Source organism: Leptotrichia sp. oral taxon 215 str. W9775 (assembly GCF_000469505.1).
Lineage (GTDB): Bacteria > Fusobacteriota > Fusobacteriia > Fusobacteriales > Leptotrichiaceae > Leptotrichia_A.
Genome location: NZ_KI272865.1, coordinates 12,165 through 37,171, shown reverse-complemented (window position 1 = coordinate 37,171; position 25,007 = coordinate 12,165). Strand labels below are relative to the sequence as shown.

The 25,007-nt window shown below is 30.5% G+C and carries 19 protein-coding genes; 4 read left to right on the top strand and 15 right to left on the bottom strand.

The annotated features are described in order from the left end of the window. Positions 1-167: 167 nt before the first annotated feature. From csn2 to HMPREF1984_RS08675, 9 genes are all read right to left on the bottom strand, one after another. A complete protein-coding gene (gene csn2, locus HMPREF1984_RS08715; RefSeq protein ID WP_021767605.1) occupies positions 168-848 on the bottom strand; it encodes a type II-A CRISPR-associated protein Csn2 in 681 nt (226 codons plus the stop codon). After that, positions 845-1,150: a CRISPR-associated endonuclease Cas2 gene (gene cas2 / locus HMPREF1984_RS08710; protein ID WP_036100396.1), complete on the bottom strand. Its 306-nt coding sequence runs from the start codon at positions 1,148-1,150 to the stop codon at positions 845-847. Before cas2 ends, csn2 begins: the two co-directional genes overlap by 4 nt. A gap of 4 nt (positions 1,151-1,154) precedes the next feature. Continuing rightward, on the bottom strand, positions 1,155-2,027 hold the full coding sequence (gene cas1 / locus HMPREF1984_RS08705) for a type II CRISPR-associated endonuclease Cas1 (RefSeq protein ID WP_021767603.1): 873 nt from the start codon (positions 2,025-2,027) through the stop codon (positions 1,155-1,157). A gap of 17 nt (positions 2,028-2,044) precedes the next feature. Further along, on the bottom strand, positions 2,045-6,091 hold the full coding sequence (gene cas9, locus HMPREF1984_RS08700) for a type II CRISPR RNA-guided endonuclease Cas9 (protein WP_021767602.1): 4,047 nt from the start codon (positions 6,089-6,091) through the stop codon (positions 2,045-2,047). Between the two features lie 367 nt (positions 6,092-6,458). Continuing rightward, positions 6,459-7,385: a transketolase family protein gene (locus HMPREF1984_RS08695; RefSeq protein WP_021767601.1), complete on the bottom strand. Its 927-nt coding sequence runs from the start codon at positions 7,383-7,385 to the stop codon at positions 6,459-6,461. Between the two features lie 12 nt (positions 7,386-7,397). Continuing rightward, entirely contained in the window at positions 7,398-8,207 is an 810-nt protein-coding gene (locus HMPREF1984_RS08690) for a transketolase (protein WP_084408455.1), read from the bottom strand. A gap of 164 nt (positions 8,208-8,371) precedes the next feature. Next, positions 8,372-9,694, bottom strand: coding sequence for an MFS transporter (locus HMPREF1984_RS08685; RefSeq protein ID WP_036100394.1), 1,323 nt, complete (start codon positions 9,692-9,694; stop codon positions 8,372-8,374). A gap of 64 nt (positions 9,695-9,758) precedes the next feature. Continuing rightward, positions 9,759-10,856 (bottom strand): alpha/beta hydrolase, encoded by a 1,098-nt coding sequence (locus HMPREF1984_RS08680; RefSeq protein ID WP_021767598.1) that lies wholly within the window; start codon positions 10,854-10,856, stop codon positions 9,759-9,761. Between the two features lie 11 nt (positions 10,857-10,867). After that, positions 10,868-12,148 carry a nucleotidyltransferase family protein gene (locus HMPREF1984_RS08675; RefSeq protein ID WP_021767597.1) on the bottom strand — a complete coding sequence of 427 codons (1,281 nt, stop codon included), beginning with the start codon at positions 12,146-12,148 and terminating at the stop codon, positions 10,868-10,870. Between the two features lie 166 nt (positions 12,149-12,314). On the opposite strand from HMPREF1984_RS08675, the gene HMPREF1984_RS08670 reads away from it, so the two are divergent. After that, on the top strand, positions 12,315-13,082 hold the full coding sequence (locus HMPREF1984_RS08670; protein WP_021767596.1) for a DUF4241 domain-containing protein: 768 nt from the start codon (positions 12,315-12,317) through the stop codon (positions 13,080-13,082). Positions 13,083-13,404: 322 nt separating this feature from the next. On the opposite strand, the gene pflA is transcribed toward HMPREF1984_RS08670, so the two are convergent. Together pflA and pflB are read right to left on the bottom strand one after the other, a co-directional pair. Then, on the bottom strand, positions 13,405-14,133 hold the full coding sequence (gene pflA / locus HMPREF1984_RS08665) for a pyruvate formate-lyase-activating protein (RefSeq protein WP_021767595.1): 729 nt from the start codon (positions 14,131-14,133) through the stop codon (positions 13,405-13,407). 126 nt (positions 14,134-14,259) lie between these two features. Next, positions 14,260-16,491, bottom strand: coding sequence for a formate C-acetyltransferase (pflB, locus tag HMPREF1984_RS08660; RefSeq protein ID WP_021767594.1), 2,232 nt, complete (start codon positions 16,489-16,491; stop codon positions 14,260-14,262). 335 nt (positions 16,492-16,826) lie between these two features. Between pflB and HMPREF1984_RS08655 the strand changes: the two genes are divergently transcribed. From HMPREF1984_RS08655 to HMPREF1984_RS08645, 3 genes are all read left to right on the top strand, one after another. Beyond that, positions 16,827-18,476: an OPT/YSL family transporter gene (locus tag HMPREF1984_RS08655; protein WP_036100392.1), complete on the top strand. Its 1,650-nt coding sequence runs from the start codon at positions 16,827-16,829 to the stop codon at positions 18,474-18,476. Between the two features lie 69 nt (positions 18,477-18,545). Further along, positions 18,546-19,319 (top strand): type III pantothenate kinase, encoded by a 774-nt coding sequence (locus tag HMPREF1984_RS08650; protein ID WP_021767591.1) that lies wholly within the window; start codon positions 18,546-18,548, stop codon positions 19,317-19,319. Positions 19,320-19,329: 10 nt separating this feature from the next. Further along, on the top strand, positions 19,330-20,127 hold the full coding sequence (locus HMPREF1984_RS08645) for a lipase (protein WP_036100401.1): 798 nt from the start codon (positions 19,330-19,332) through the stop codon (positions 20,125-20,127). Positions 20,128-20,280: 153 nt separating this feature from the next. Here the strand turns inward: HMPREF1984_RS08645 and HMPREF1984_RS08640 are convergent, their stop codons facing one another. The 4 genes from HMPREF1984_RS08640 to aroA form a co-directional block, all read right to left on the bottom strand. After that, a complete protein-coding gene (locus tag HMPREF1984_RS08640) occupies positions 20,281-20,886 on the bottom strand; it encodes a hypothetical protein (RefSeq protein ID WP_021767589.1) in 606 nt (201 codons plus the stop codon). Between the two features lie 68 nt (positions 20,887-20,954). Further along, complete coding sequence (locus HMPREF1984_RS08635) at positions 20,955-22,511, bottom strand: PTS transporter subunit EIIC (protein WP_021767588.1); 1,557 nt, start codon at positions 22,509-22,511, stop codon at positions 20,955-20,957. 18 nt (positions 22,512-22,529) lie between these two features. Further along, on the bottom strand, positions 22,530-23,636 hold the full coding sequence (aroC, locus tag HMPREF1984_RS08630) for a chorismate synthase (protein WP_021767587.1): 1,107 nt from the start codon (positions 23,634-23,636) through the stop codon (positions 22,530-22,532). A 24-nt stretch (positions 23,637-23,660) separates the two neighbouring features. Next, the gene (gene aroA / locus HMPREF1984_RS08625) at positions 23,661-24,956 is read right to left on the bottom strand and encodes a 3-phosphoshikimate 1-carboxyvinyltransferase (protein WP_036100390.1); all 1,296 of its coding nucleotides are present in this window, start codon (positions 24,954-24,956) and stop codon (positions 23,661-23,663) included. Between the last annotated feature and the right edge of the window lie 51 nt (positions 24,957-25,007).

The following is a 25,007-nucleotide window of genomic DNA, read 5'->3' as shown; positions in this document are numbered from 1 at the left end:
GAATACTATCTGAATTTACATCACTCTCAAACCTAAAAGAAAAAGGAAGGACTTAAAAATTAGTTTGAATACTATCTGAATTTACATCACTCTCAAACCTCAAATTTATTTTTAAGAGAGAATAATTTTCGTCATTACGTAACGCTGAAATCCAGATAATATTTGACTTACGAAAGATTTATCTCACATAAATCATTATCTATAATAAATAATTTCTCTTCATTATTTATTATATCAGGTTTTTGATTTTCTACAAATAATAATTTTATTTTTTTATAAAAACATTCTCTATATAATACTACAATATCTTTCTTTTCCAAAAAAATATGAAAATTAATTAGTATAAAAATTTCTTTTTTAAAAATTTTTGACACTAAATCTATATACTCTAAAATCTCTTCTATTTTATTTGAAAAACATAGAGATAACTTTACAGAGAACAGCTTAAAAATTTCTTTTAAATCTATTTCTTCTATTATTTCTAAAGGATAGTCATAATTTTCTATTAAATAATAGATATATTTCAATAAACTATTTTCCATATTTTTAGTTTCTAATAAAAATTCAGCATCTACAGATAATTTTTCTAATTCATGATAAACTTTATTCAATACTTTTTTATTATTTAAATTCAAATCAAATATATCTTTGATTATATCAATTTTATCGTTAATTTTCAATTCAGTATTTTCTTCAAATAAAGAAAATTTTCCATATTCTCCCTCTATTTGTTTGATAATTTCTTGAATAAATTCAACAAATTTCTCTTTATTTTCCACTATTAATAAATTTACTTTATTTTCTTCAAAAATTATTTCATTACTTAAATCTTCATGTATTAATTTCATAAAAATACCAATCTTTCAGTTGAATTTAAAACTTCACTTTTATTTTCACCTAACAGCATATACATTTTAGAATACTGTTTCTCAGTTACTAACAACACTTGAACTAAACCATCTGCAGGCTTATTTTTTTCTAAATTATTCATCAATGTATTTGTTGTTGTAGCATTTAAGGCTAATTTTACATAAACAGATTCCTGTAACATCATAAATCCTGCTTTTATTAAAAATTTTCTAAATCTTGTATATTCTTTTCTATTTTTTTCTGTAAGAGTAGGTAAATCAAAAAAAAGAACTATTCTCATAAATCTATAACTCATCTTTAGGAAACCTAATTAAAGATATATCATTTTCATTCAATGAATCAAATACACTCTTACAGAAAATTTTTATTGCATTTGTCATATGCTGTTGTTTACCTTCTAATATAACTTCTTTATTTAAAATATCCAATATTTTCATTTTTTCTTCTTTTTCAAATTTTTCTAACTTCATTTCATAAATTAATCTATCAACAAAAGGTCTGAAAGGTTCCATAAAATCACAGGATAAATTGAACTGATTAAAAATATTATCATGAAAAATTCCTAACGTAGTCAAATATCCATTTGAAACAATTTCTTTATTAAAACACGATAATATTAGAGAATATCCATAATTTAATCCATGATTTATTGAAATATCTAAACTTCTTGAAAATTCCATTCCAAACAAAGAATTAAAATATACTTTTGCAGCATGACCTTCTCTATTACTTATATCATTTATTTCCACTTGTGAAATATATTCATCTAATAACTTAAAGTTTTTGCATTTAAATCTTTTTAAATTATCCCTTTGATTTCTTATTTTTTCCTTCACTATTTCCTGCCATAACTCCCTCATGTAAGCTTTTCTCCATTTTATCTGGGATCTTATTTTAGAACTTGTATCATGACAGCCATAATAAGGTAATAATTCTGAACTTGGATTTCTTCTTTCATCGCAGAAGATAATTTTAATTTTTCTTTTTACCATTTCATTGAGCAGAGCTGCTGTCAATGAGACAGCAGTTGACTCAATAACTAAAGTATGTATTTCTCCTAAATGAACTTTTGTAGTTTTTTCATTTCTAATAACTAAATATCCTAATTTTAAATCAAGCTTTGATGTACTTGATATGACCACTATTCTCCAACTCACTTTAAAAACTCCCTTACTTATTTATCCAAAAATACTTTCTTTTCAAATAATCCTGTTGGTGATTGATTTATAATATAAAAATCATTTTCAAGAATTTTTGATTTACTTAATTTCGTATTATATTTTTTACTGTAATTGTGTGTATATTTCGTATCAAATTCACCTTGTTGAGAGTTTAAACATTTTAATATTTCTTGAATAAATCTACTTTTAGCATAATTATTTAATGTTGTAAAATCTTTTAATTTCTTACAATCTTCTATATAAATAGGTAAAGTACTTTTAAATTTTGAAAAAATTCCTATTTTTATTTTTTCAAAAATTTCTTTATACAGTTTCCAAAATTTCTCTGATATTTCATCTTCACTTAAATCTCTATCATTTTTATTATTTTTAAGTATTTTTGGAATTTTTTCCAAAATTTTTTCTTCTCTTATTTTTTCATCTTTATAAATTAATTTTAGATATTCTAAATTCTTATATATTTTTCTATAAGTTTCATAATTTTCTTTAGTTAAAATAATTTGAATTCCATTTTGAATAGTTATACTATCTGCTGTTTTAGAATTTATATAATATTCATGTCCATTACTATAAATTAGAGACTTATAGTTTAATTTACTTACTAAAACTTTCGGTTCTTGTAACTTCAATTCTTCTTTACAGTATTTTTCTAAATCTTCTTTTGTTGAAATAGATTTTTTTATATAAATAGGCAGAGTTTCTATACTTCTTACTCTTTTCTTTTTTTCTGTATATTCAACTATGAAAAAATAACTATTTTTTATCTTATCATAGCCACCGTATTTTATATTACTCAATACACCTGATGACTTCAATGGACGTAATTTATCTTTCTCAGAAGATATATTTTGATCACTAAATCCTCCTTTTTGCTCATATGAAGCCCTTGTAAATAAAGGTCTTATTTTATAGATATATCTTTCTATTTTTGAAAGCATTACATCAGGATTCCATACATCATTTTCTCTCTCAAAAACTTTATTCAAATTATATGTTCTATTATCTTTTTTTCTATCTTTTATAAAATTATAAGGATTGTCAGTAAATAGAGTATTATATATATTTCCTGTTACTATATTCAAATATCCGTCATGAGCATGATGATAATCATTTAATTCCCTAAATTTATAAATACCAAACTTTTGTCTGAAATCAGATGTAAGTCCTGCTTTTACATAAACTATCCTTGTATCACTTCCAAATATTACTTTTAATAAGTCAGCCAAAACTTTTGTAGCCTGTCTAGTTTCAACTATTTGTCTACTTATAAATCCTGCCAATTCATCATCTGAAAATCCTTCTGTTCTTGTTAATCTTTCGTATTTAGTATTACTCATCAGTCCTCTTTCTTTTAAAGAAGTCCAGAAAGCTTTACATTTATTTTGTATACTCTTATCTATAGGATATTCATTTGTCTTGTCTGCATTTATCTGTTTTTTTACTAAAACTGTATTATCAAAGCTATCATCCTTTATTTTAGATTGAGGATATATATGATCGATATCATATAAATTATCATTCATCAAATCTTCTAATCTAATAACTTCACCACTATACATACATCTTCCAAGCTGTAAATAATATAGATAAAGTTTTTTAGACTTCAAATCATCATTAGTCTTATCTTTTAAATTTTTTTCTAATTCTTTAATAGAATCATCATTTTTTATATTTTTATATAATTCTAATAGCTTATCTTTTCTTTTTTCAGTTCTTTTTTTCTCAGTTTGAGTATCTCTCGCCATTTCAATAAATACTTTTTTAGGAGATTTATTAGTTACTTTTTTTATTTCTTTCACTATTACTAAAGCTCTCCAAATCATTTTCTTTACACTAGGAGATATTTGTAAATCTTTTACTAAATCTTCATAAGTTATATTTTTTTCTTTTTCATTTATTCCATTATATTCTTTTATTCTATTTGAAAAATCATATTTATAACTCAACAGTTCCATGATATTTTCATTTTTTCTCCATAACATTTCAATTATACTTATGAGTTCTCCCGTTTCTTCATCCATTGTTTCAATTTCTGTTAAAAATTCTTTAGACAATCTTGACCAGTCTCTATACTTTAATTTTAAAATTAATTTCATCTCTTCAGGTGTAACTTTTTCTGGATATTTCTCCTCTATTTTTGATTTTATTAATTTTTTTTCTTCACCATATAATGTTATCCATAAAATGATATCTTCTATCATTTTCTTATAACTATCTTTTACTATTTTTTCTTCCCCAAATATTTTTTTCATATCTATATAAGAACCTAAAGAAGTATTAAATGTTCCGTCAATTCCTGTTATTTCTACTTTAGTTACAACTATATTCTGACTTTTTAAAAATTCAATCAGAGTTTTCATTCCTATTTTTTTATTTTTTTGAAATAATTCTGTATATATTTTTTGTTTTAACTCTACTTTTATTTTCTCTCCTCTTATTTTTAAATTATTCAATTCATTTAACACCATATATTTTGTATAGAGTAGAGAATTTTTAGGTATAACATCTTTTTCAGGCAAATATGTGCACTTATTTGTCATTCTTTTTATAAACTTTTCTGCAGTTTTAGACATATCTACCATGTTTTCAAAATTCCAAGGCAATATTTTCCCATATTCTTTTCTTTCTATCCATGCAAAAGGACTTTTAGAATTTAAAGGTCCAACATAATAAGGAATCTTAAATTTAAATATTTTCATTATTTTTTCAGATACTGATAATCCAGTTTCATCTTTTTCAATAAGCCATTTAAAATATTTCTCAGCATTTTTTAATATTATCTCTAATTCTTTCTGATGTACTTGTCTTGGTATTACTCCGTTATCCTTTATTTTTTGTTTTGGAAGAAAACTATCTAGCTCTATTTTATTTAAAATATCTTCTATAGCCATGTTATCTCTATTTTCAAATATTTTTTTTAATCTATTATACAGTATATCTTTTGTTTTTTCTTCTTTACTACCTATTTTCTTTTTTTCTATTCTCAAATATTCCTCATACAACCCATTTTCTGAAAAAATTTCCTTATAAATTTTTTTATCTAAATTTTTCAATACATCCTTTAATATCTTCAAGTCCTTCTTATGTTCATTGTAAAGCTTAACTTTTGAATAGGATAAATATTTATCTTCTTTTAAAATATTCTGTAATAACATCCAGTCATAAATAGCTTTTGCTTTTTGGACAAATAATATTTTTTCTCCTAAAATACTTTCATATTCTTCTTCTTTCTCATCATAATTTCCTTTTGAGAAAGCTATTTTTGCCTCTTCATACTCCTTATCATCAAAAATAGTGGACATTTTTGCTTCATTCCCAACAAGTAATTTCCATATTTCCTGATATATTTTATTTTTTTCTTCTTCCAGTAATTCACTTAATTTTTCTTTCTTTTTTGTTCTATTTAACATTTTATCTGTTAAAATTTCTTTTATTGCTTGTAATGAAACATCTGATTTTATTTTGAAATCTATATTCAATTCTTCATTTAAATATTTTACAAATTCATTAAAAATATCATCGAAATCTAAATTATCTGATAATTCACCTTCAAATAAAAAATGTCCTCTATGTGATAATATATGAGATATTGCTAAATATAATTTTCTTATTTCAAAAGCACTTTCTTCATTATCAATTAAAGCTTTTCTTAAATGATAAATTGTAGGATATTCCATGTGATAATCTTGATCCGTATAATTTTCATCCATAAAAAGTGTATTTTTATTTTTGAAAGTTTTATCCTCAATAAAATACTGGCTTTCTTTCAATCTCTGAAAAAATCCAAAATCTTTTTTTGACATTTCTGCACTAAATAAAGTCTGTAATAATTCTATTCTATTTTTTTTCCTTTTTAATCTTCTTCTTGATGTTCTGAAAATTCTTCTTTCTGACGCTGTATTTCCCATATCAAATAAATGTGTTCCCCACATAAATTTTTTATTGAATCTTAAGATATCATATTTTTCATTTGTAACTGCCCAACCAATAGAACTTGTTCCTAAATCCAAACCTAAATAGTAATCTTCAAATTTTTTCATTTTTTTCCTCCTAAAATTATTGACTTTCGTAAATTTATGTGTTATAAATTAATAAATCAGAATACTATCTGAATTTACATTACGAGTTCAAATAAAAATTTTTTGAAATCGTCATTATGACTCTGCGAGTGCAGATTTTAAAGCCTATGTTAAAGGCTTTTTTATTTTTTATAAGATTTTTTCTTATAAAAAGATTTGTTTTCACTTTAAGTTTAACACATTTTTCGTAAAAGTCTAGACCTAATATGTTTTTTATTTCACATTTCCAACAAAAAAAAGAGACCCCCTCAAAGAAAAACTCATAAACATATGAAAATTATATTTATTTCTAGTTTTTCACATAGTCTCTTTTTATATTACATTATCTTTATTTATTCTTCAAAACAAGTTCAGCAATATCCTTTGCTCTTAAGTTATAGTTGTTAAGCATTGTTTCTCCATCAGCACTTTGACCAAAAACATCATATATTCCATGCTTTACAACTTTTGTAGGGTGTACTTCTGACAAGTACTCTGAAACAGCACTTCCAAGTCCTCCTACTACTGAATGTTCTTCACTTGTTACGATAAATTTACATTCTTTTGCAGCTTTTAATACTGTCTCTTCATCCAGAGGTTTTATAGTAGACATATTTATTACTCTTGCTTTTATTCCTTCTTTTTCAAGTAATTTAGCTGCTTCTGACGCTTCGTAAACCATAAGTCCTGTAGCGATTATGGCAACGTCATTTCCTTCAGTAAGAGTATGAGCTTTTCCTATTTCAAACTTATAGTTTTCATCAAATAATACAGGAATGTTCAATCTTCCCAATCTTACATAAACAGGCCCTTCATATTCTGCAACTGCAAAAATCATTTTTTCAGTCTCAACAGCATCAGCAGGAGATAATACAACCATTCCAGGTAATGATCTCATTAAAGCTATATCTTCTACCGACTGGTGTGATCCTCCATCTTCTCCTAATGAAACTCCTGCGTGAGTAGGACATATTTTAACATTTAATTTAGGATAAGCAACACTGTTTCTTATCTGGTCAAATGCTCTTCCTGCAGCAAAATGTGCAAATGTTGATGCAAAAGGAATTTTTCCTGTTGATGCTATTCCAGCTGCAGTTCCTATCATATCAGCTTCTGCTATACCTACGTTTATATGTCTTTCAGGGAATTCTTTTTTGAAAAATACTGTCATTGTTGATTTTGATAAATCTGCTTCCAATACTACTACATCTTTATTTTCTCTTCCTAATTTAGCTAATGCTTCTCCATATGCCTGTCTAGTTGATTTCTTTTCCATTATCCATACCTCCTATTGTAATTCTTCCATAGCTTTTTTATACTCTTCATCATTCGGAGCAGCTCCGTGGAATCCTGCATTATTTTCCATGAAAGAAACTCCCTTACCTTTTACAGTATTAGCAACTATTACTGTTGGTTTCCCCTTTACAGTTCTGGCTTCAGCAAAAGCTTTTATTATTTCATCATAATTATGCCCGTCTATTTCTATTACGTGCCAGTTAAACGCTTTAAATTTGTCTGCAACTGGAGAAACATCCATTACATCAGATACTTTTCCGTCAATTTGAAGATTGTTGTAATCTACGATTGCAACTACGTTATCAAGTTTGTAGTGAGCCGCTGTCATTGCCGCTTCCCATATTTGACCTTCCTGTAATTCTCCGTCTCCTAATATTGCATACACTCTGTAGTCATTTCCGTAAATTTTTGCACTTATAGCCATTCCGTTTGCTGCTGAGAGTCCTTGTCCCAGAGATCCTGTTGACATTTCAACTCCTGGAAGTTTTTTCATATCAGGGTGTCCTTGCAATGGTGAATGCCATCTTCTTAAAGTAGGTATCAGATTCTTGCTTGCATATCCTTTTTCTATCAATGATGCATAAAGTGCTGGTGCGGCATGCCCTTTACTTAATACAAATCTGTCCCTGTTTTCCATTTTTGGATTTGCAGGATCAATATTCATTTCATTCCAGTATAGTACAGCCATAATATCAGCTATTGATAATGATCCTCCAGGGTGTCCTGATTTAGCTCTGTAAATCATTTCAATGATGTCTCTTCTTAAGTCTTTTGCAATTTTCTGCAACTCTTTAATTTCCATAAAAACCTCCATTATTATTATTTTTTTCTAGTTTATATAATCACAATATATGTAATTTCCATAATTACAGTCCCTGCAATTCTTATTTCTTAAAGTACAGGCTATTTTATCCGGAACAGCTTCAATTATTGAATATCAATATATCAAAACCTTATACATTCACTCTAGTCTTCCTTTTTCAGGTTATAGAAGAACAGTGATGCTGCGAATAATATCAGTGCCACAACAAGCGTCACTTTAACTCCAAATTCCGTCGCACCTTTTACGCCTTCGGTATTATTATTTCCCACAACAAGTAAAGTCGACTGTACAACCTGCTGTACCAGAAATGCAAGTTTAAGGAACATTCCCTGTATTCCAAACATGAACCCTTCCAGACTCACTTTTTTAGTTTCTGACAGCTTTGCAGAAATTTCACTTAACATAGCCTGAGGGAAAATAAATGCGGCTCCGCTCAATCCTGTTCCACAGATTATGAAAAATACGTAGGCAAAGATTGAAGTATTTTTATTTATAAATAACAGTCCAAAAGTTCCGACTATTAAAAGCAGCATATCTGCTATCAGTACCTTTTTGTACGAATATTTTTTCCCAAATTTATTTGTAATCGGGAAAAACAGTCCTGCCATTCCAAACAGTATAACCGATATTACTGTAAGGAATTTTATGTCCTTCTGCATTACCGCACTCAGATAATATGTCAAATCTCCACGAAGTATATTAAATCCACAGAAGAAAAAGAAATATCCTAAAAAATACAGTATAATTTCCTTATCTTTCAAATGCGAAACAGATTTCATAAATCCAAGTGATTCGCTTTTAGGACGGTTCTGTGTCAGCTGTTTCTCCTTCAAGAAGAAAACACATGCATAAATTCCAAGTACTGACAGTATCGTAATCAGAATAACTGTTTTACGTATTCCAACTTCTGTATTCATGACTCCGTTTACCATACCAAATTTTGATATAAGAATTCCCGGAAGAACCATCGCCACTCCGGTAAATATCAGCCTGAAGGTTGACTGCATTGTAGACAGGTTCAACCTTTCTTCCTTATTGGTAGCCAAATCAGGAATTAAGGCATTATACGGTGCGGCAACAAGGGTGTATGCCGTAAAATAAAGTCCTCCAACAATTGACAGATAAATCAGCGTTGCCATTTGTGAACTCTTTACAGGATAAAAATACATGATTGTAAGAAGTCCAAGCGGCAATCCTCCTATTAACATGAATATTGACCTTTTACCAAAACGTGACTTTGAATTGTCAGATAAATATCCCACAACAGGATCTGATACTGCATCAATAATTCTGGCAAAAATAAATGCCAGGACAAGATACTGAGGTTTCAGTAACGGAACAAGATTCTTTTCTGTTTCAGGTGGCAAATAATAATACGAAAGCCACTGGTTATAAATCTGGTCTATCATAAAATATGAAACCCCAAGACCATAAATAATATATTTACTTTTTGTCATTTTAGACATATTTTTCTCCATTTTCCAAAGTATTTATTTCAAACACTTTTTCTCTTTAATCTGCTTTTTTATTTTATTCATTATCATCAAAATCAAAGTCAGAAAATTTTTCATAGTATTCTGAACCTTTATCATTTGCATTTTCATCCGCTTCCACTTTTACAGTTTCTGCTTCCTGCCCAGTTTTCTTATCAGTCTCTTCCTGAGCACTGTTTACCACTTTATCTTTAAGGAAATTTGCAACTGCTTCAGTATATTCTTCTTTATAATCCTGTTCTGCATATATTCTTGTATGTGAACCTCTTTCAAAAACCTTCAGCTGAACATTCTTATTCTGAGCTATTTCGTTATATTCTTCCATAAGCATACCGTAGGTTGTAGCCTTGTCACTTTTAGTCTGTATTATTAGGGTAGGTATTCTTCTCAGCAGATATGAAAGTCTTAGTTTATCCAGTTTATTTCCAACCCTGAAGTTAAACACTCTGACAACAACACTTACAATAAACTTTGGAACTCTTCTTTTTTTAGCATCTTCCTTTACTTTTTTTCTTATATTTGAAATGGAACTGTCAAGTATCATCTTGTCCACTTTTATACCTTTTTTTCTAAGTCCGTTGTTGAATATCTTTGCTGCAATTGCAGACCCCATTCCACCTTGTGAAAATCCATAAAGAACAAAATTATTTTTTCCAAATTTTTCATTCAGCATAAGCATTGTATTGTAAATATCCTGGCCAAAACAGTATCCCATTTTAGTTCTTGAAATGTCTGATTTCCCGGAATTTCTCAAGTCCGGAATAAAGAAACTGTATTCCTTGTCAAGAGAAGTATCTTTGAATATTTGCAGATATTGCAATGCGGCAAGCCTGTTAACTCCTCTTCCATGAGAAATTATCATAGTCTTTTCTGCATCCTTATTTTCCAACAGCCACCCATGAAGCTGTATTTTTCCTGATTTATAAGGTATTTCCTTGTAGTTATAACCATAATCCATTGGATTTACTTTATCCTCTATGTTATATTTCATCCGAAGTTTCTTACTGTTGTAAACTTCTTCCAAAGTTATTCTTGGATATTTTTCAATCTGATTTATAAAATATCTTATTGACATATACGCCAGTACAAAGAAAAATATCATAAACAGTACATTTATCGTAATTAATACTCCCATTATTACTCCTCCTATTTAAACTTTCTCTGATTTATAATTAGAGGGTTCAGTTTTTCCTTTTCATTTAAAAACAGTTCCTTTAGCAGAAACCCATTTTTTTCTATTTTAACTTTTTCTGAATGTACATTTTTTTCAATATTTTTCCAGTTTACAAAGATTTTTTCATCATTATTTTTCTTTTCATACTTTTCTGTTTCTTCTGACACATCTGACTTTTCATTGTAAACCTTCTTTTTTTTCTTAAGCTGTCTGAGATATTCCTGTCCTCTCTGATTAAATCCCAGAACCCTTATATAGTCCAGTTCAAAATCAACTGCTTCTTTTGTTATATTAAGCAGAATATTCAGTACTATTCTTTCTATTCTTTTTATTGAAAAATTTCTTGATTTTACTTCCTTCAGAAAAACTTCATATGTATTCGATTTACTAACGCCTCTGTATATTCTAGCATATATTTCGTCGTTCATATCATATATTTTTATTATTTCTTTCTTTGTTTCCATTAACAATTTATATTTTAAAAATTTAAACATACCTTCCTTCAAGTTTTTCCATTTAAGCCCTTCATTTCCCTTGTTTTCTGAGACATAGTACTTTTTCAAAATTTCATATGTTTTCTCAGGAATGAAATCCCTTACATTTTCAGGATTTGCATCATTTTCTACCAGTATTTTCCTTATAAATGTTGCACTTGCAATGCTTTTTCTGGCTTTTTCTATTTCCTGTTCATTATAATCTGAAATTTCCCTCTGTATAATGTAAGGCTTTATTCCAAGATTTTCCTTCTTCATTGTCCTCATATACTCAAGGGCAAGTATGTTGTTTGATTTTACAGCATCACCATAACCATATTCTGACAATGCCAGTTTTTGCGAAGTACTGTAACTGTTCCCTTTCTTCATGAGCTCCATAAGGTTCTTTTTATAGTCCTCCCTTTCCTGTAGTTCAATTATCCTGTCCAGCACTTCAATGTCCTTTTCTTCAGCCCCGAAAACCTGAAAGTCCATTTCAAGATAATCCAGTATTTTTGTAGACATTTTAGAAAAAATTTCAGCATTCTGGACAGAATAATATAACGGCAATTCCACTACCATATCCACTCCATGATTTAATGCCGCCTCTGTCTTATGCCACTTATTAAAATACGAGAAATCTCCCCTCTGAACAAAATCTCCACTTACAACTGCCACTATCAGCGTATCTTTTTCTATTCTCCTCTTTATTTCTTCTATCTGATACAGATGACCGTTATGAAAAGGATTATACTCTGCAACTATGCCTATTTTTAGCAATTTTATTCTCCTAAATTTTATTTCTTTTTTACATTCTACTATATTTAGTATAACATTTCAAATATTTCTATTTTTTGTGTGTAATTTTCTAAATATAAGTGGTATAATATTTTTAAAATAACATAAATTGAAAATCAAATTTCAGAGAAAATAAGGAGGTTTTATAATGCAGCCTACAAAAGAATGGTTAGAAAACTGGAAAAAGGTTAAAGATAAGTTACAGCCTAACAGTAATCTTGAAGAATACTTCAACTCAAAGGAAATTGCCGGAAAAGAATTAGATGTTATGGATATTGGACCATGCTCTATTCCTACTGGAGAATTTCTAGTTGCGGATCCTCTTGTTTATTTAGTTGACAGGGATGAAAAAACATATTTCAAAAGGATTCCTACTGGTGAATTCAGAACAGAAGTCTGTGTTATGAAAGCTGATGACAGCGATTGTGACAGATATGCAGCTGTCAGATTAAAATTTAATGACAATGAAATCAGTTACTTTGAAGAAGCTCTGGCAGGATACGAAAATTTAGAAAATGTAGAAGAAGGAGACTTTTTTGGATTTTATGTTGATGCAGGACTTGGATGTATCTGTGATAAAAAATTACATGATTTATATTGTGATTTTAATGAAAAATGGTTAAAAGAAAATCCTGATGGAAATCTTTATGATAACTATTTTGCAGATTTATTTCAAAAAAGTTATGAAGATAATCCTAAATATCAGAGAGATGGTGGAGATTGGATAAACTGGACAATACCTGGAACAGATTATCACCTGCCTATTTTCCAGACAGGAATTGGAGACGGAATTTATCCTGTGTATTTGGCTTATGACAAAGATAACAACGTATGTCAGCTTATCATTGAATTTATTGATATTGAACTGGCCTATTCAGAAACTGAAGATGAAGATGAAGATGAAGACGAAGAATAGAAACAAAACAAAAAAAGAGCTGGCTTAAAAAATATAAAAATTGATGCAAAAGAGGATATCTCAAAAAAAAATTAAAAATTAATGTGAAAAACTATATTTTTGGATTATCTAGAATTTTACAATGTAAAACAGGAAATGAATTTAGGAAAAGTCATCTGTCTGAGCCTTTAGGCAAGTTTTTGACTTTTCCTTAATGAATAACTGTTTTATATGAGTAAAATTTTAGCAAATGAAAAAATGTAGTTTTTTTATACTACGTTTATATTTTTACTACTTTGAAACACTCTCTTTATATATAATATTTATTTTTTGAGACAGCTCTTTATTTTTCCAGTAATTTTAATCCGTATGACTTAAAAATCCCTTCAGCCTTTTCCACTTCTTCCCTTGTAGGAGTTTTTACATCTTTAAGTTTATAGTCTTTTCCAAGATTTTCCCACTTGTAGGTACCCATCTGATGAAATGGCAGAATATCCACTCTTTCTATATTTTTGAATTGTGACACAAACTTAGCCCATTCATGCAGATCTTCTTCATCGTCTGAATATCCTGGAACAAGTACATATCTCACCCATACAGGCTTATTTATGCTTGAAAGGTATTCTGCAAATTTTAATGTGTGCTCCAGACTCACAGAAGTCAGTATCTTGTATTTCATAGGATTAATATGCTTTATATCAAGAAGTACCATATCAACATATTCCAGTACTTCTTTAGCTTTTTCATCAAAAATGTATCCTGAAGTATCCAGTGCTGTGTGAATTCCACTTTCCTTACACAGTTTAAACAGCTCTATCAGAAACTCAGGTTGCAGCAGAGGTTCCCCTCCTGAAACAGTAACTCCCCCACTTCTTATAAATCCTTTAACTTTGAGAATTTCCTTCATAACTTCTTCCGGTGTCATCATGTATTTCCTGTCCTTCATATTCCACGTATCGACATTATGACAGTAAAGACATCTCAGAGGGCACCCCTGCAGGAATAGGACAAATCTTATTCCAGGCCCGTCTTTTGTTCCGAAAGATTCAAAAGAGTGTATATATCCCTCCATAATTCATTCTTCCTCATTTTCTTCTGATTTATTTGTTAATTTTTATCTCATAGTAAATAATGCCGCCAACTATCATTTAAGATAGCCATGCGACATTATTATATAATATTCTGTAATTCTTTTCAATTAGAATTTGCTTGATATAGTTCTGTTAATTACATCCAGCTGCTGTTCCTTAGTAAGTTTTACAAAGTTTACTGCATATCCGGAAACTCTTATTGTAAGCTGTGGATAATTTTCAGGTCTTTCCATAGCATCTTCAAGAAGCTCTCTTCCAAATACGTTTACATTTAAGTGGTGTCCTGTCTGATTGAAATATCCGTCTAACAGTCCTACCAAGTTTCCTTTTTTCTCATTTTCATTTTTACCTAATGTTTCAGGTGTTATTGCAAATGTATATGAAATTCCGTCATTAGCATCTTCAAATGGTAATTTTGCCACTGATGCAAGTGATGCTACTGCCCCTCTTGTATCTCTTCCATGCATAGGGTTTGCTCCAGGTCCGAAAGGCTCCCCTGCTCTTCTTCCATCAGGAGTGTTTCCTGTCTTTTTACCATATACAACGTTTGAAGTTATTGTCAATACTGATTGAGTAGGTATTGCATCTCTGTACATTTTATGACTTCTTATTTTGTTCATGAAGATTTTAACTACATCTACTGCAAACTGGTCTGTTGCATCATCATTGTTACCAAATGGAACATATTCCTTTTCAACAACGTAGTCAACTGCATCTCCTTCTTCGTCTCTTACAACTCTTACTTTTCCATACTTAATAGCAGCAAGTGAATCTGCAATTATTGAAATTCCTGCGATTCCAAATGCTTCAGTTCTCTTAATGTCAACATCATGTAATGCCATTTCAAGAGCTTCATAAGAATATTTATCATGCATGTAGTGGATAATGTTCAATGCTTTTACATAAGTTTCAGCAAGCCAGTCTAATAATTTATCAAATTTTTCCCATACTTCATCAAATTCAAGATATTCTCCTTCAACTTTCTGGAACTGTCCTTCAGGAGTAACCTGTAATTTAGATTTTTCATCTTTTCCTCCATTTATAGCATAAAGTAATGCCTTAGGCAAGTTTACCCTTGCTCCAAAGAACTGCATCTGCTGTCCTATTGCCATAGGTGAAACGCAGCAGGCTATTCCATAGTTATCTCCAAACTGAGGTCTCATAATATCATCATTTTCATACTGAACCGATGAAGTATCTATAGACACTTTTGCACAGTATTTTTTCCAGTTTTCAGGTAATTTTTCACTCCATAATACTGTCAAGTTAGGTTCAGGTGATGTTCCCATGTTATAAAGTGTGTGCAGAATTCTGAAACTGTTCTTAGTTACAAGAGATCTTCCGTCAAGTCCTATTCCACCAATTGATTCAGTAACCCATACCGGATCTCCTGAGAATAATGCATCATATTCAGGAGTTCTTAAGAATCTGATAAGTCTCAGTTTCATTACAAAGTGATCCATAAGTTCCTGTGCTTCTTTTTCAGTAATTCTTCCTTCCTGTAAATCTCTTTCTATATAAATATCAAGGAATGTAGAAGTTCTTCCTATACTCATTGCCGCACCATTCTGATCTTTAGTTGCCGCAAGGTATGCGAAATAAGTCCACTGAATAGCTTCCTGTGCTGTTGAAGCAGGTTGTGAAATATCATATCCATAAGCTTCTGCCATTCTCTTTAAAGCTTTTAACGCTTTAATCTGTTCAAAAAGCTCTTCTCTTAATCTTATTTTATCTTCAGTCATTTCAGCCGGATCGCATTCCTTAAATCTAGTTTCACGTTCCTCTATAAGTCTGTCAACTCCGTAAAGTGCAACCCTTCTGTAATCCCCTATTATTCTTCCTCTTCCATAAGCATCAGGTAATCCTGTAATAATTCCTGTATGTCTTGCTTTTTTTATACTGTCAGTATAAGCTGAGAATACTCCGTCATTATGTGTTTTTCTATATTTACTGAATATTTCCTCAGTTTGCGGATCTAATTTATATCCAAAAGCTTCCAGACTATTTTTAACCATTCTTAATCCACCATTAGGGAAAATTGCCCTTTTTAATGGTGCATCAGTCTGAAGTCCTACGATTTTTTCCAAATCCTTATTAATATAACCAGGACCATATGCATCTATTTGAGATGGTATTTTAGTTTCAGCATCATAAATACCTTTTTCTCTTTCTACCTTAAATTTTTCCATAAGGGATTTCCACATAGCAGTTGTAGCTTCTGTAGGCCCTTCCAAGAAACTTTCATCCCCTTGATATTCTGTGTAGTTTCTTCTGATAAAATCTGTTACGTCAACTTCTTTACTCCAATTACCTTCTTTAAAACCTCTCCATGCGTCCATTATTATGTAACACATCCTTTCTATATTAAGTATTTTCATTTCTGTAACTATTATAACTTATTTTAATTTGAAATTCAAAGCTTTTTTTTAAATTTTTTTATACACATATGAGTTTTCTGTTTTTTTATTGATTTTTTCAGCGTTTACTTTTATAAATTTTTTTTATTTTCATATATTTGATTTTGTTTTTCCACTTGAAAAACCGTTAATTTTATTGTATATGCAAATTGACAAAGATAAAAAAAAAAGGTAAAATTCCATATATAATTTTTATATCTGTTATATTAAATTTTGAAAAAAAAATTCAAAATTACTTTGAAAGGAGAAATAATTTTATGCAAAAAAATAAGGAGAAAAGTTTAACTCTCCTGTCGGTTTTAATTGGTATTGCCGGTGCTATTCCAGTTGCGGCAAGTTCATTTTACATAGTTCTGAAATTTGGTGCATTACCCTGGCCTACAATAATGGTAACATTAATTTCAATATCACTGCTTAAGATTTTCAAGAGAAATAATATGAAGGAAATTACCGTTACACATACAATCATGAGTGCAGGTTCAATGGTTGCAGGAGGGGTTGCATTTACTCTGCCTGGATATCTGCTTTCAGGAGGAAATTTAAAGGATATTGATAAAATGCTTCTTTTCTTTACAATATTAACTGGAAGCGTTCTGGGAGCCTTCCTCTCGTATATTTTCAGAAAAAAACTTATTGAGGAGGAAGGACTTGAATTTCCAATTGGGGAAGCCGCCTATACTCTCGTAACTTCAGGGAAAAATAAGAACAGCATGAAAATCGTGGGATTGGGAACTCTTCTAAGTTCTGTCGTGTCTATTTTCAGGGATTTCAGTTTTTTTAAAGGAAAAGCACCTTTTATTCCCACTGTCTATACATTAAAAAATGGATTATTAAGTTTCTATGTTTCGCCACTTTTACTTGGGATTGGATACATTCTTGGATTTACAAATACGTTTATATGGTTTCTTGGAGGAGCTTTTATTCATTTTATAGCATCCCCAATTGCAAAGTTTAAAAATATAGCTGACTTTGATGTCATGAAAAACAGTTTTGGAATGGGATTTATGATAGGTATAGGAATTTCAATAATAATAAAGATTTTGTTACCTAAAAAGCAGGAAATAAAAAAAGGGAAGAATACTAAATCATCAAAAATATCTTCCATAAACTCTGCTCCTGTTTTGGGAATTCTTATGATTTTTGCATTTATTATAATTTCAATGATTTATAAAATTTCTATATTCCTGTCACTTGTTGTAATTATAATATGTATTCTATGTGCGGCAATTGCTGGATATTCCACAGGAAAAACAGGTATAAATCCAATGGAAATTTATGCAGTAATTTCAATACTTGCAATTGCTTTTTTAAACAGACTTCTTAACGGCCTGAAAATAGGAAACTCAACTTTTTCAACAAACATAACGCTTCTTTCGTTATTCTTTATTGCCTGCATTGTTGCAGTGGCATGCGGACTTGCAGGAGATATACTTAATGACTTTAAGTCAGGATTTAACATGAAGGTACGTCCATTTGACCAGTTTATTGGAGAAGTAATTGGTGCAGCTGTAAGTTCAGCTGTTATAACATTCCTGTTTTTTATATTCTTTAATATCTATAAAAATATTGGACCTAAAGAAAATAGTGATTTAGTTGTTCTTCAGGCTTCAATAGTAGCTTCTGTAATAAAAGGAATTCCATTTATACATTTATTCTGGACGGGACTTCTGGCGGGACTTATACTTAATATGCTCAATATTCCTGTACTTACTTTTGGAATAGGGATTTATCTTCCATTTTACCTTACATTGCCTGTTTTCATTGGAGGACTTCTTAATTCTGTTTCCAAAAAAATTTCAGAAAAGTTTTCTTCAGATGCCCTTCTGTTTGCAAATGGACTTATGTCGGGAGAAGCAATTACAGGAGTCATTTTATCCATAATTGCTTATGTAAAGCTGTTTATTTAAACTGAACTGTTTACACTGGATTTCATTATGATGAATAAATTTAATAATAAAATTTTATAGGAGGTATTTATGCTTTTAGGATTTGATATAGGAAACACTCACATTGTTCCTATTTTCTATAATAACAGTGGAGAAATCATGGCTTCTTTCCGTATACCAACTGATTTGAAATTTACTGAAGATACCTTGTTTATTATGTTAAAAAATCTTGCTGAAACTAAAAAAATTAATATTTCTGATGTTACAGACATTGTCGTTTCATCAGTTGTTCCACATATTAATGAGGTATTCGAATATTTTGGAAGGAAATTTTTCTCCACTGAACCTGCTTTTATTTCTCTGGATAATATTAATGACGAGATAAAAATTCTGGAAGGAATGGAAAGAGGACTGGGAGCTGACAGGATTGCAGATATTCTGGCGGCAAAAAGGTTATATCCTGATAAAAGCCTTTTAATTATTGATTTTGGAACTGCAACTACCTTTGATATGATTAAAGAATCTACCTACATGGGAGGGTGTATTATTCCAGGTGTAAATTTATCGATAAATGCACTTTTCAACAATACTGCAAAACTGCCTAAAATTAAATTTGAAAAGCCTTCCACAGTTCTGGGAATAAATACTGTCACTCAGATAAATTCAGGAATTTTTTACAGTAATGTTGGAGCAGTAAAGGAACTTATTGCTAAATACAAAGAGGAAATACCCGAATCATATGTTATATCTACTGGAGGACAGGGAAAGGAAATATCAGATTTCATCCCTTCTGTAGATGAATATATTCCAAATCTTGGTGAGAAGGGAATATTTGAATTTTATAAACTTCAAAAAAACAAATAAAGGATTTAATATGAAATTTAATTTTAAAAAACTGACTATTGCTGTTATTATTCTCGCAATAATAACTTTTACCGGATTAAAAATAACAAAAAGACTTCTTTATCATCCGTATAATGTTACAAAATTTGGAACTTTTGATAAAAATAAGGATGTCGTTATTGTTTTTCATGGAATATACGGAAAAGCAAAAACTTTAAATGCTATTACAGACACGCTTGAAAAGGAAGGATATTCCGGAATTAATATACAATATCCCACAACCGAAGATACTGTTGAAAAAATTACTGAAAAATACATTGCTCCAAATGTTGAATCTGTGATAAAAACTGTAGAAGAAGAAAATGTCATAAGAAGAAAACAGAGACTTCCTGAAATAAAAATAAACTTCATTGTACATTCGATGGGAACAGGAGTTTTAAGATACTATCTGAAAACTCATAAACTGAATAATCTTGGAAAAGTTGTATTTATTTCACCACCGTCGCATGGAAGCCAGCTGTCAGACAATCCAATATCTGATATTATTAAAGACACTCTGGGTGACGCTGTCAAACAGTTTAAAACTTCCAGTGACAGTTTTATAAATTCACTTGGTGAACCTGACTACCAGTGTTATGTAATGATAGGAAATAAATCCGGTAATTTTTTATACTCCATTCTGATTCCTGGAATCGATGATGGAATGGTTCCCTTTAAAACTTCAAGGCTTAATAATTGTAATTATAAGGTTATTGAAAATGCCACACATACAAGTATTTTAGAGGATAAAAGAACTTTAAATGAAATAGCAGATTATTTGAAAAATTAAATATTTAAATATAAAGAGATGTTTATTTAAATAAAACGCCTTAAAAACTGAAAAACAGTCTTTTTATGGCAATACTTAATTTTCTTAAACATCTCTTTTTTTATTTTCATTTATTCTGGTATATATTATGTATCTATATTCCAACTGGACAAATTAATTTTCTGCTGTTATTTCCCATTTCCCGTTTATTTTATCCAGTTCAAGCTCTATTTTGTCTACTCTATATGTTTTTACTCTATCTATTTCTTCTAAAATAACTTCTATCAAGTGTGGCAAAAATTTTTTTATAACTATTTCTTCTGCTTCTGTTTCATCCATCTGAAATATTTCCACCATTTCCTCTTTACTCAGATTTGAAAAAAGTTCTTTTATAAGTTTATTATCTACATTTTTTTCATCTAATATCTTTTCAACATCCAGTCTTTCAAAATCTATACCTTTTAACTCTGTAATAACATTTGCTTTTTTATCTGAAAGATAATTTATTTCATTTATTTTATATTCCATTTCAGATATATATTTATCTCCTAAACTGGAATATGCTTTTTCCAGTTCCTCATACCCTCCTGTCCTTTTTGCAAGCTCATCCTTGAAAACTTCAATATAATCTTCAGTAAAAAATCTTTTTATTTCTTTTTCAATTTCTGAATTATTTGTCATCAATTCCTTCTGAGTTAACTTATTTCCTGTAACTCTATAATTTGCTCCAAAAATCTGTAATGACATTACAGTTAAAAATAATATTATAATTTTTTTCATTCTATTCTTCCTTTCTGTTCTATATTAAGGTTTAAAATTTTTCGAGGAAATATTTTTTATATATTAAATTAACCTTTTTTATTTAATTTTGTTTTTGAAAATACAAATGTTAATCCAAAAGATAGTCCAAAAGCTGCAATTGATGCAAGCCAAAATGCAATTATTCCTTCTTTTATTGATAAAAATGCCAACGCAAGACCTCCAACTCCAATTCCGGTAGCCATAACATCAAATGCTGTAGATATTAATGCTCCTACTGCTGAACCAACCAGTGCCGCATAAAATGGATACATAAATTTTAAATTAGCACCAAACATCGCAGGTTCTGTAATTCCAAAGCAGGCAGATACTGTTGCCGACATTGAAACTGATTCCTGCTTTTTATCCTTTTTGTAAAGGAAATATGTTGCAAGTACAGCTCCTGACTGAGCGATATTTGATAAAGCTATCAGAGGCCATATAAATGTTCCGCCTCCTGTAGCAGATAATTGTAAATCCACTGCTATGAATGTATGATGTAGCCCCGTTATTACCAATGGAGCATAAGTTGTTCCGAATATTAATGCTCCTAAATATTTTAACCCAGGTGTTTTAAATAAAAATTTGAAAATTTCTGTCAACCATTCTCCTAAAGTTCTTGCAACCGGGCCTATAAATAATAGTGTTAACACTCCTGTTACTACTAACGTTACAAATGGCACCCATACTAATTTTAATACTTCTGGCGTTCGTTTATTAAAGAATTTTTCAATATAGCACATTGCTATTCCTGCAAACATTGCCGGTAACACCTGAGCCTGATACCCTATCAGCATTATTTTTGAGAACCCTAAATTTAAAATATATTTTCCTGCATCAATACTAAAAGGATCCCCCTTTTTAAATAATCCGGCATATTTTGCAGAACCGTCAATTAAAATATCTCTTAAATATACTCCTTTATCTGCCAATTCCCTACTTGCTGATATATTTCCATAAACGTAGGCATTTAGCATAACTCCCGATACTAACATCAATCCTAATACAATTCCAAGTGCTTCATTACCTTTAAACTTTTTAACAGTTGACCAGCAAACTAATACTGGTAACATACCAAAGACTGCTCCACCTATCCAGTCTGTGAAAAAATATATTATTTTAGCTATCTGTGAAATATCCTTTAAAGAATTATATATTGTTTTTCCATCTTCAGCTACTTTCACTCCCAAAGACTTCATTTCCTGACCTAAGAAATTACCTAATCCAAGCATTAACCCTCCTGCTACCAGTGCAGGTATCAACGGTACAAAAATTTCAGCCAGATGTGCAACCATTCTTTGAAGTAAAGGCTGTTTAGTCATTGCAGCTTTTTTCACATCTTCTTTTGATGCAGATTCTATTCCGGATAATCCAATAAAATCCTTGTAAAAATCTCCAACATCATTTCCCATGATTACCTGAAATTGCCCTGCATTTGTAAACGTTCCCTTTACTGTAGGCAACCCCTGAATTTCTTTCACATTCGCTTTAGCTTCATCAACTAATGCAAATCTCATTCTTGTGGCACAGTGAGTAACACTGGCTATGTTATCTTTTCCACCTATAAGTTCCAATAGCTTTTTTGCTTCACTCCGGTATTTCCCCATAGTGTCCTCCTAAAAATATTATAATTGTAAACCTCTATTTTTTTGACTTTCCAGCAATCTATCCAAAATCACAATTGCAGTTGCACATTCCAATACAACAATTGCCCTTGGAACAATTACCGGATCATGTCTACCTTGTACTTCCAGAATATCTGATTTTTTAGTTTCCAGATTTACTGTCTTTTGAGCTTTTGAAATTGAAGCTGTCGGTTTTATTGCAACTTTAAAGCTTATAGGCATTCCTGTTGAAATTCCACCAATAATTCCTCCATTGTTATTCGTATATGATTTAACATTTCCATTTTCATCAAAATACATCTCATCATTTGCTTCATATCCTGTCATTCTCGTAATTCCAAATCCCGCTCCAAATTCAATCCCCTTTGTAGACGGAATTGAAAATATCATTCTTGAAATTTCACTTTCAATCGATTCAAAAAATGGGTCTCCAATTCCAGGTTTTAATCCTGTAATCATCAGTTCCACAACTCCACCCAGGGAATTTTCCTCTTCCCTGGCCTTCATTATAGCTTCTTCCATTTTTTGTCCTACCCCTTCTTCCAAAGTAGGCAAAATCATTTCCCGCAATTTATTAATATTTTCTTCAGTAATATCACTTTCTATAAAATCCCTTTCTTCTATATCGTAAAGTGACTTTATATGTGCTCCAACGAGAATTCCCTGACTTTTCAAAAGCTGCTTTGCAATGGCACCGGCAAATACAATCGAAGTTGTTATTCTTCCTGAAAAATGCCCGCTGCCACGAATATCATTAAATCCGTCATATCTGTTCATTCCTGACCAGTCGGCATGACCAGGTCTTGGTTTTATTTTAAGTTCACTATAATCCTTCGATCTCTGATCCCTATTTCTAACTATCATTGCAAGAGGAGTTCCTGTTGTCCTACCTTCAAAAAATCCACTCAAAATCTCAAATTCATCCTTCTCAAATCTAGGCGTTGTCAATTTTGACCTTCCTGGTGCCCTTCTTTTCATTTCTTCTGTAATAAATTCCAAATCCAGTTCTGTTCCAGCCGGAATTCCGTCAATATTTACTCCTAACGCTGTCCCATGCGATTCTCCAAACAATGAAATTTTATAATTTTTTCCAAAATTTGCTCCCATTTTTTGCTCCTTACAATTTTAATTCTACTTCTCAATAACTTCTATCTCTCCACCCATTTTCACAAAGTCATCCCAGAAATGCGGATAAGATTTTCTGACACTTTCAGCTTCTTCTAAAATTATTTCCTTTTCACATCTTGTTGAAGCAACTGCCAAAGACATTGCAATTCTGTGGTCATTCCATGCATTTACTGTAACTCCACCTCTAAATCCTTCTACACCTTGAATAATTAAGCTGTCACCTTCCTCAGATACATTTCCTCCAAGTTTATTAAGCTCAGTTTTTATCGAAGTTATTCTATCCGATTCTTTTATTCTCAATCTTTCTCCATTAATAATACGAGTTTCCCCTTCGCTCAAGGCAGCCAGTACAGTTAGAACAGGTCCAATATCAGGACATTGAGAAATATCAATTATTGTTCCTTTAGTTTTAGAAGGCTTTACAATCACATAATCATCAAAAATCTCAAGTTTTGCCCCCATTCTAGTCACAATCTCAATAATTTCCCTATCTCCCTGCAGCGAGTTTTTATTCACATGAAGGCATTTCACTTCATTATCCCTGTTTGCCGAAATTATTCCGGCCACAATCCAGAATGCCACCTGTGAGTAATCTCCTTCAACAGTGTAATCAAAAGGCTTATAAGTCTGATTTCCCCTTATATCAAAACTCTTATAATCATTATTCACAATCTCAATCCCAGCCAGTTTCAATATTTCCAAAGTCAAATCAACATACCCCTTTGACTCCAGATTTTTATTAATAATCAGCTTTGAATCCCCCTCTAAAAGTGGCAAAGCATACAAAAGTCCAGTAATAAACTGTGAGCTTATGTTTCCATCAATTTCATAATTCCCTGGCTTCAGCTTCCCATTTACTGTAAGTGGTAATTTCCCACCTGTTGTTTCATATTTTAATCCCTGTTTATCAAAAATCCTATAATACGAATCAAGCGGTCTGTCTACAAGTTTTCCTTTCCCGTCAAAAACCAGTTCATTTTTACTTGTAATTCCAACAGGTATTAAAAACCTTATTGTTGATCCTGATTCATTGCATTGCACGTACTTATCCCTTGGAACAACTTTTCCACCATTTCCAATAATTTCAAGAGCACTTTCAAAACGCTCTATTTCCGCTCCCCAGTTTTCCATAATATCCGTAGTTGTTGTAATATCTACCGAAAACTTCAAATTATCAATTTTTGATTTTTTACCATTTTCAGCCAATGCCGCCGCAATTACTGCCCTATGAGAGTAGCTTTTTGATGGGGGAATTTCTATCGTTCCATTTAACTTACCTGGTCTTATTTTTATTTTCATAAATCTTTCTTCTCCCTTTAGCATTTATTTTATCTTTTTCATTTTTAGTCT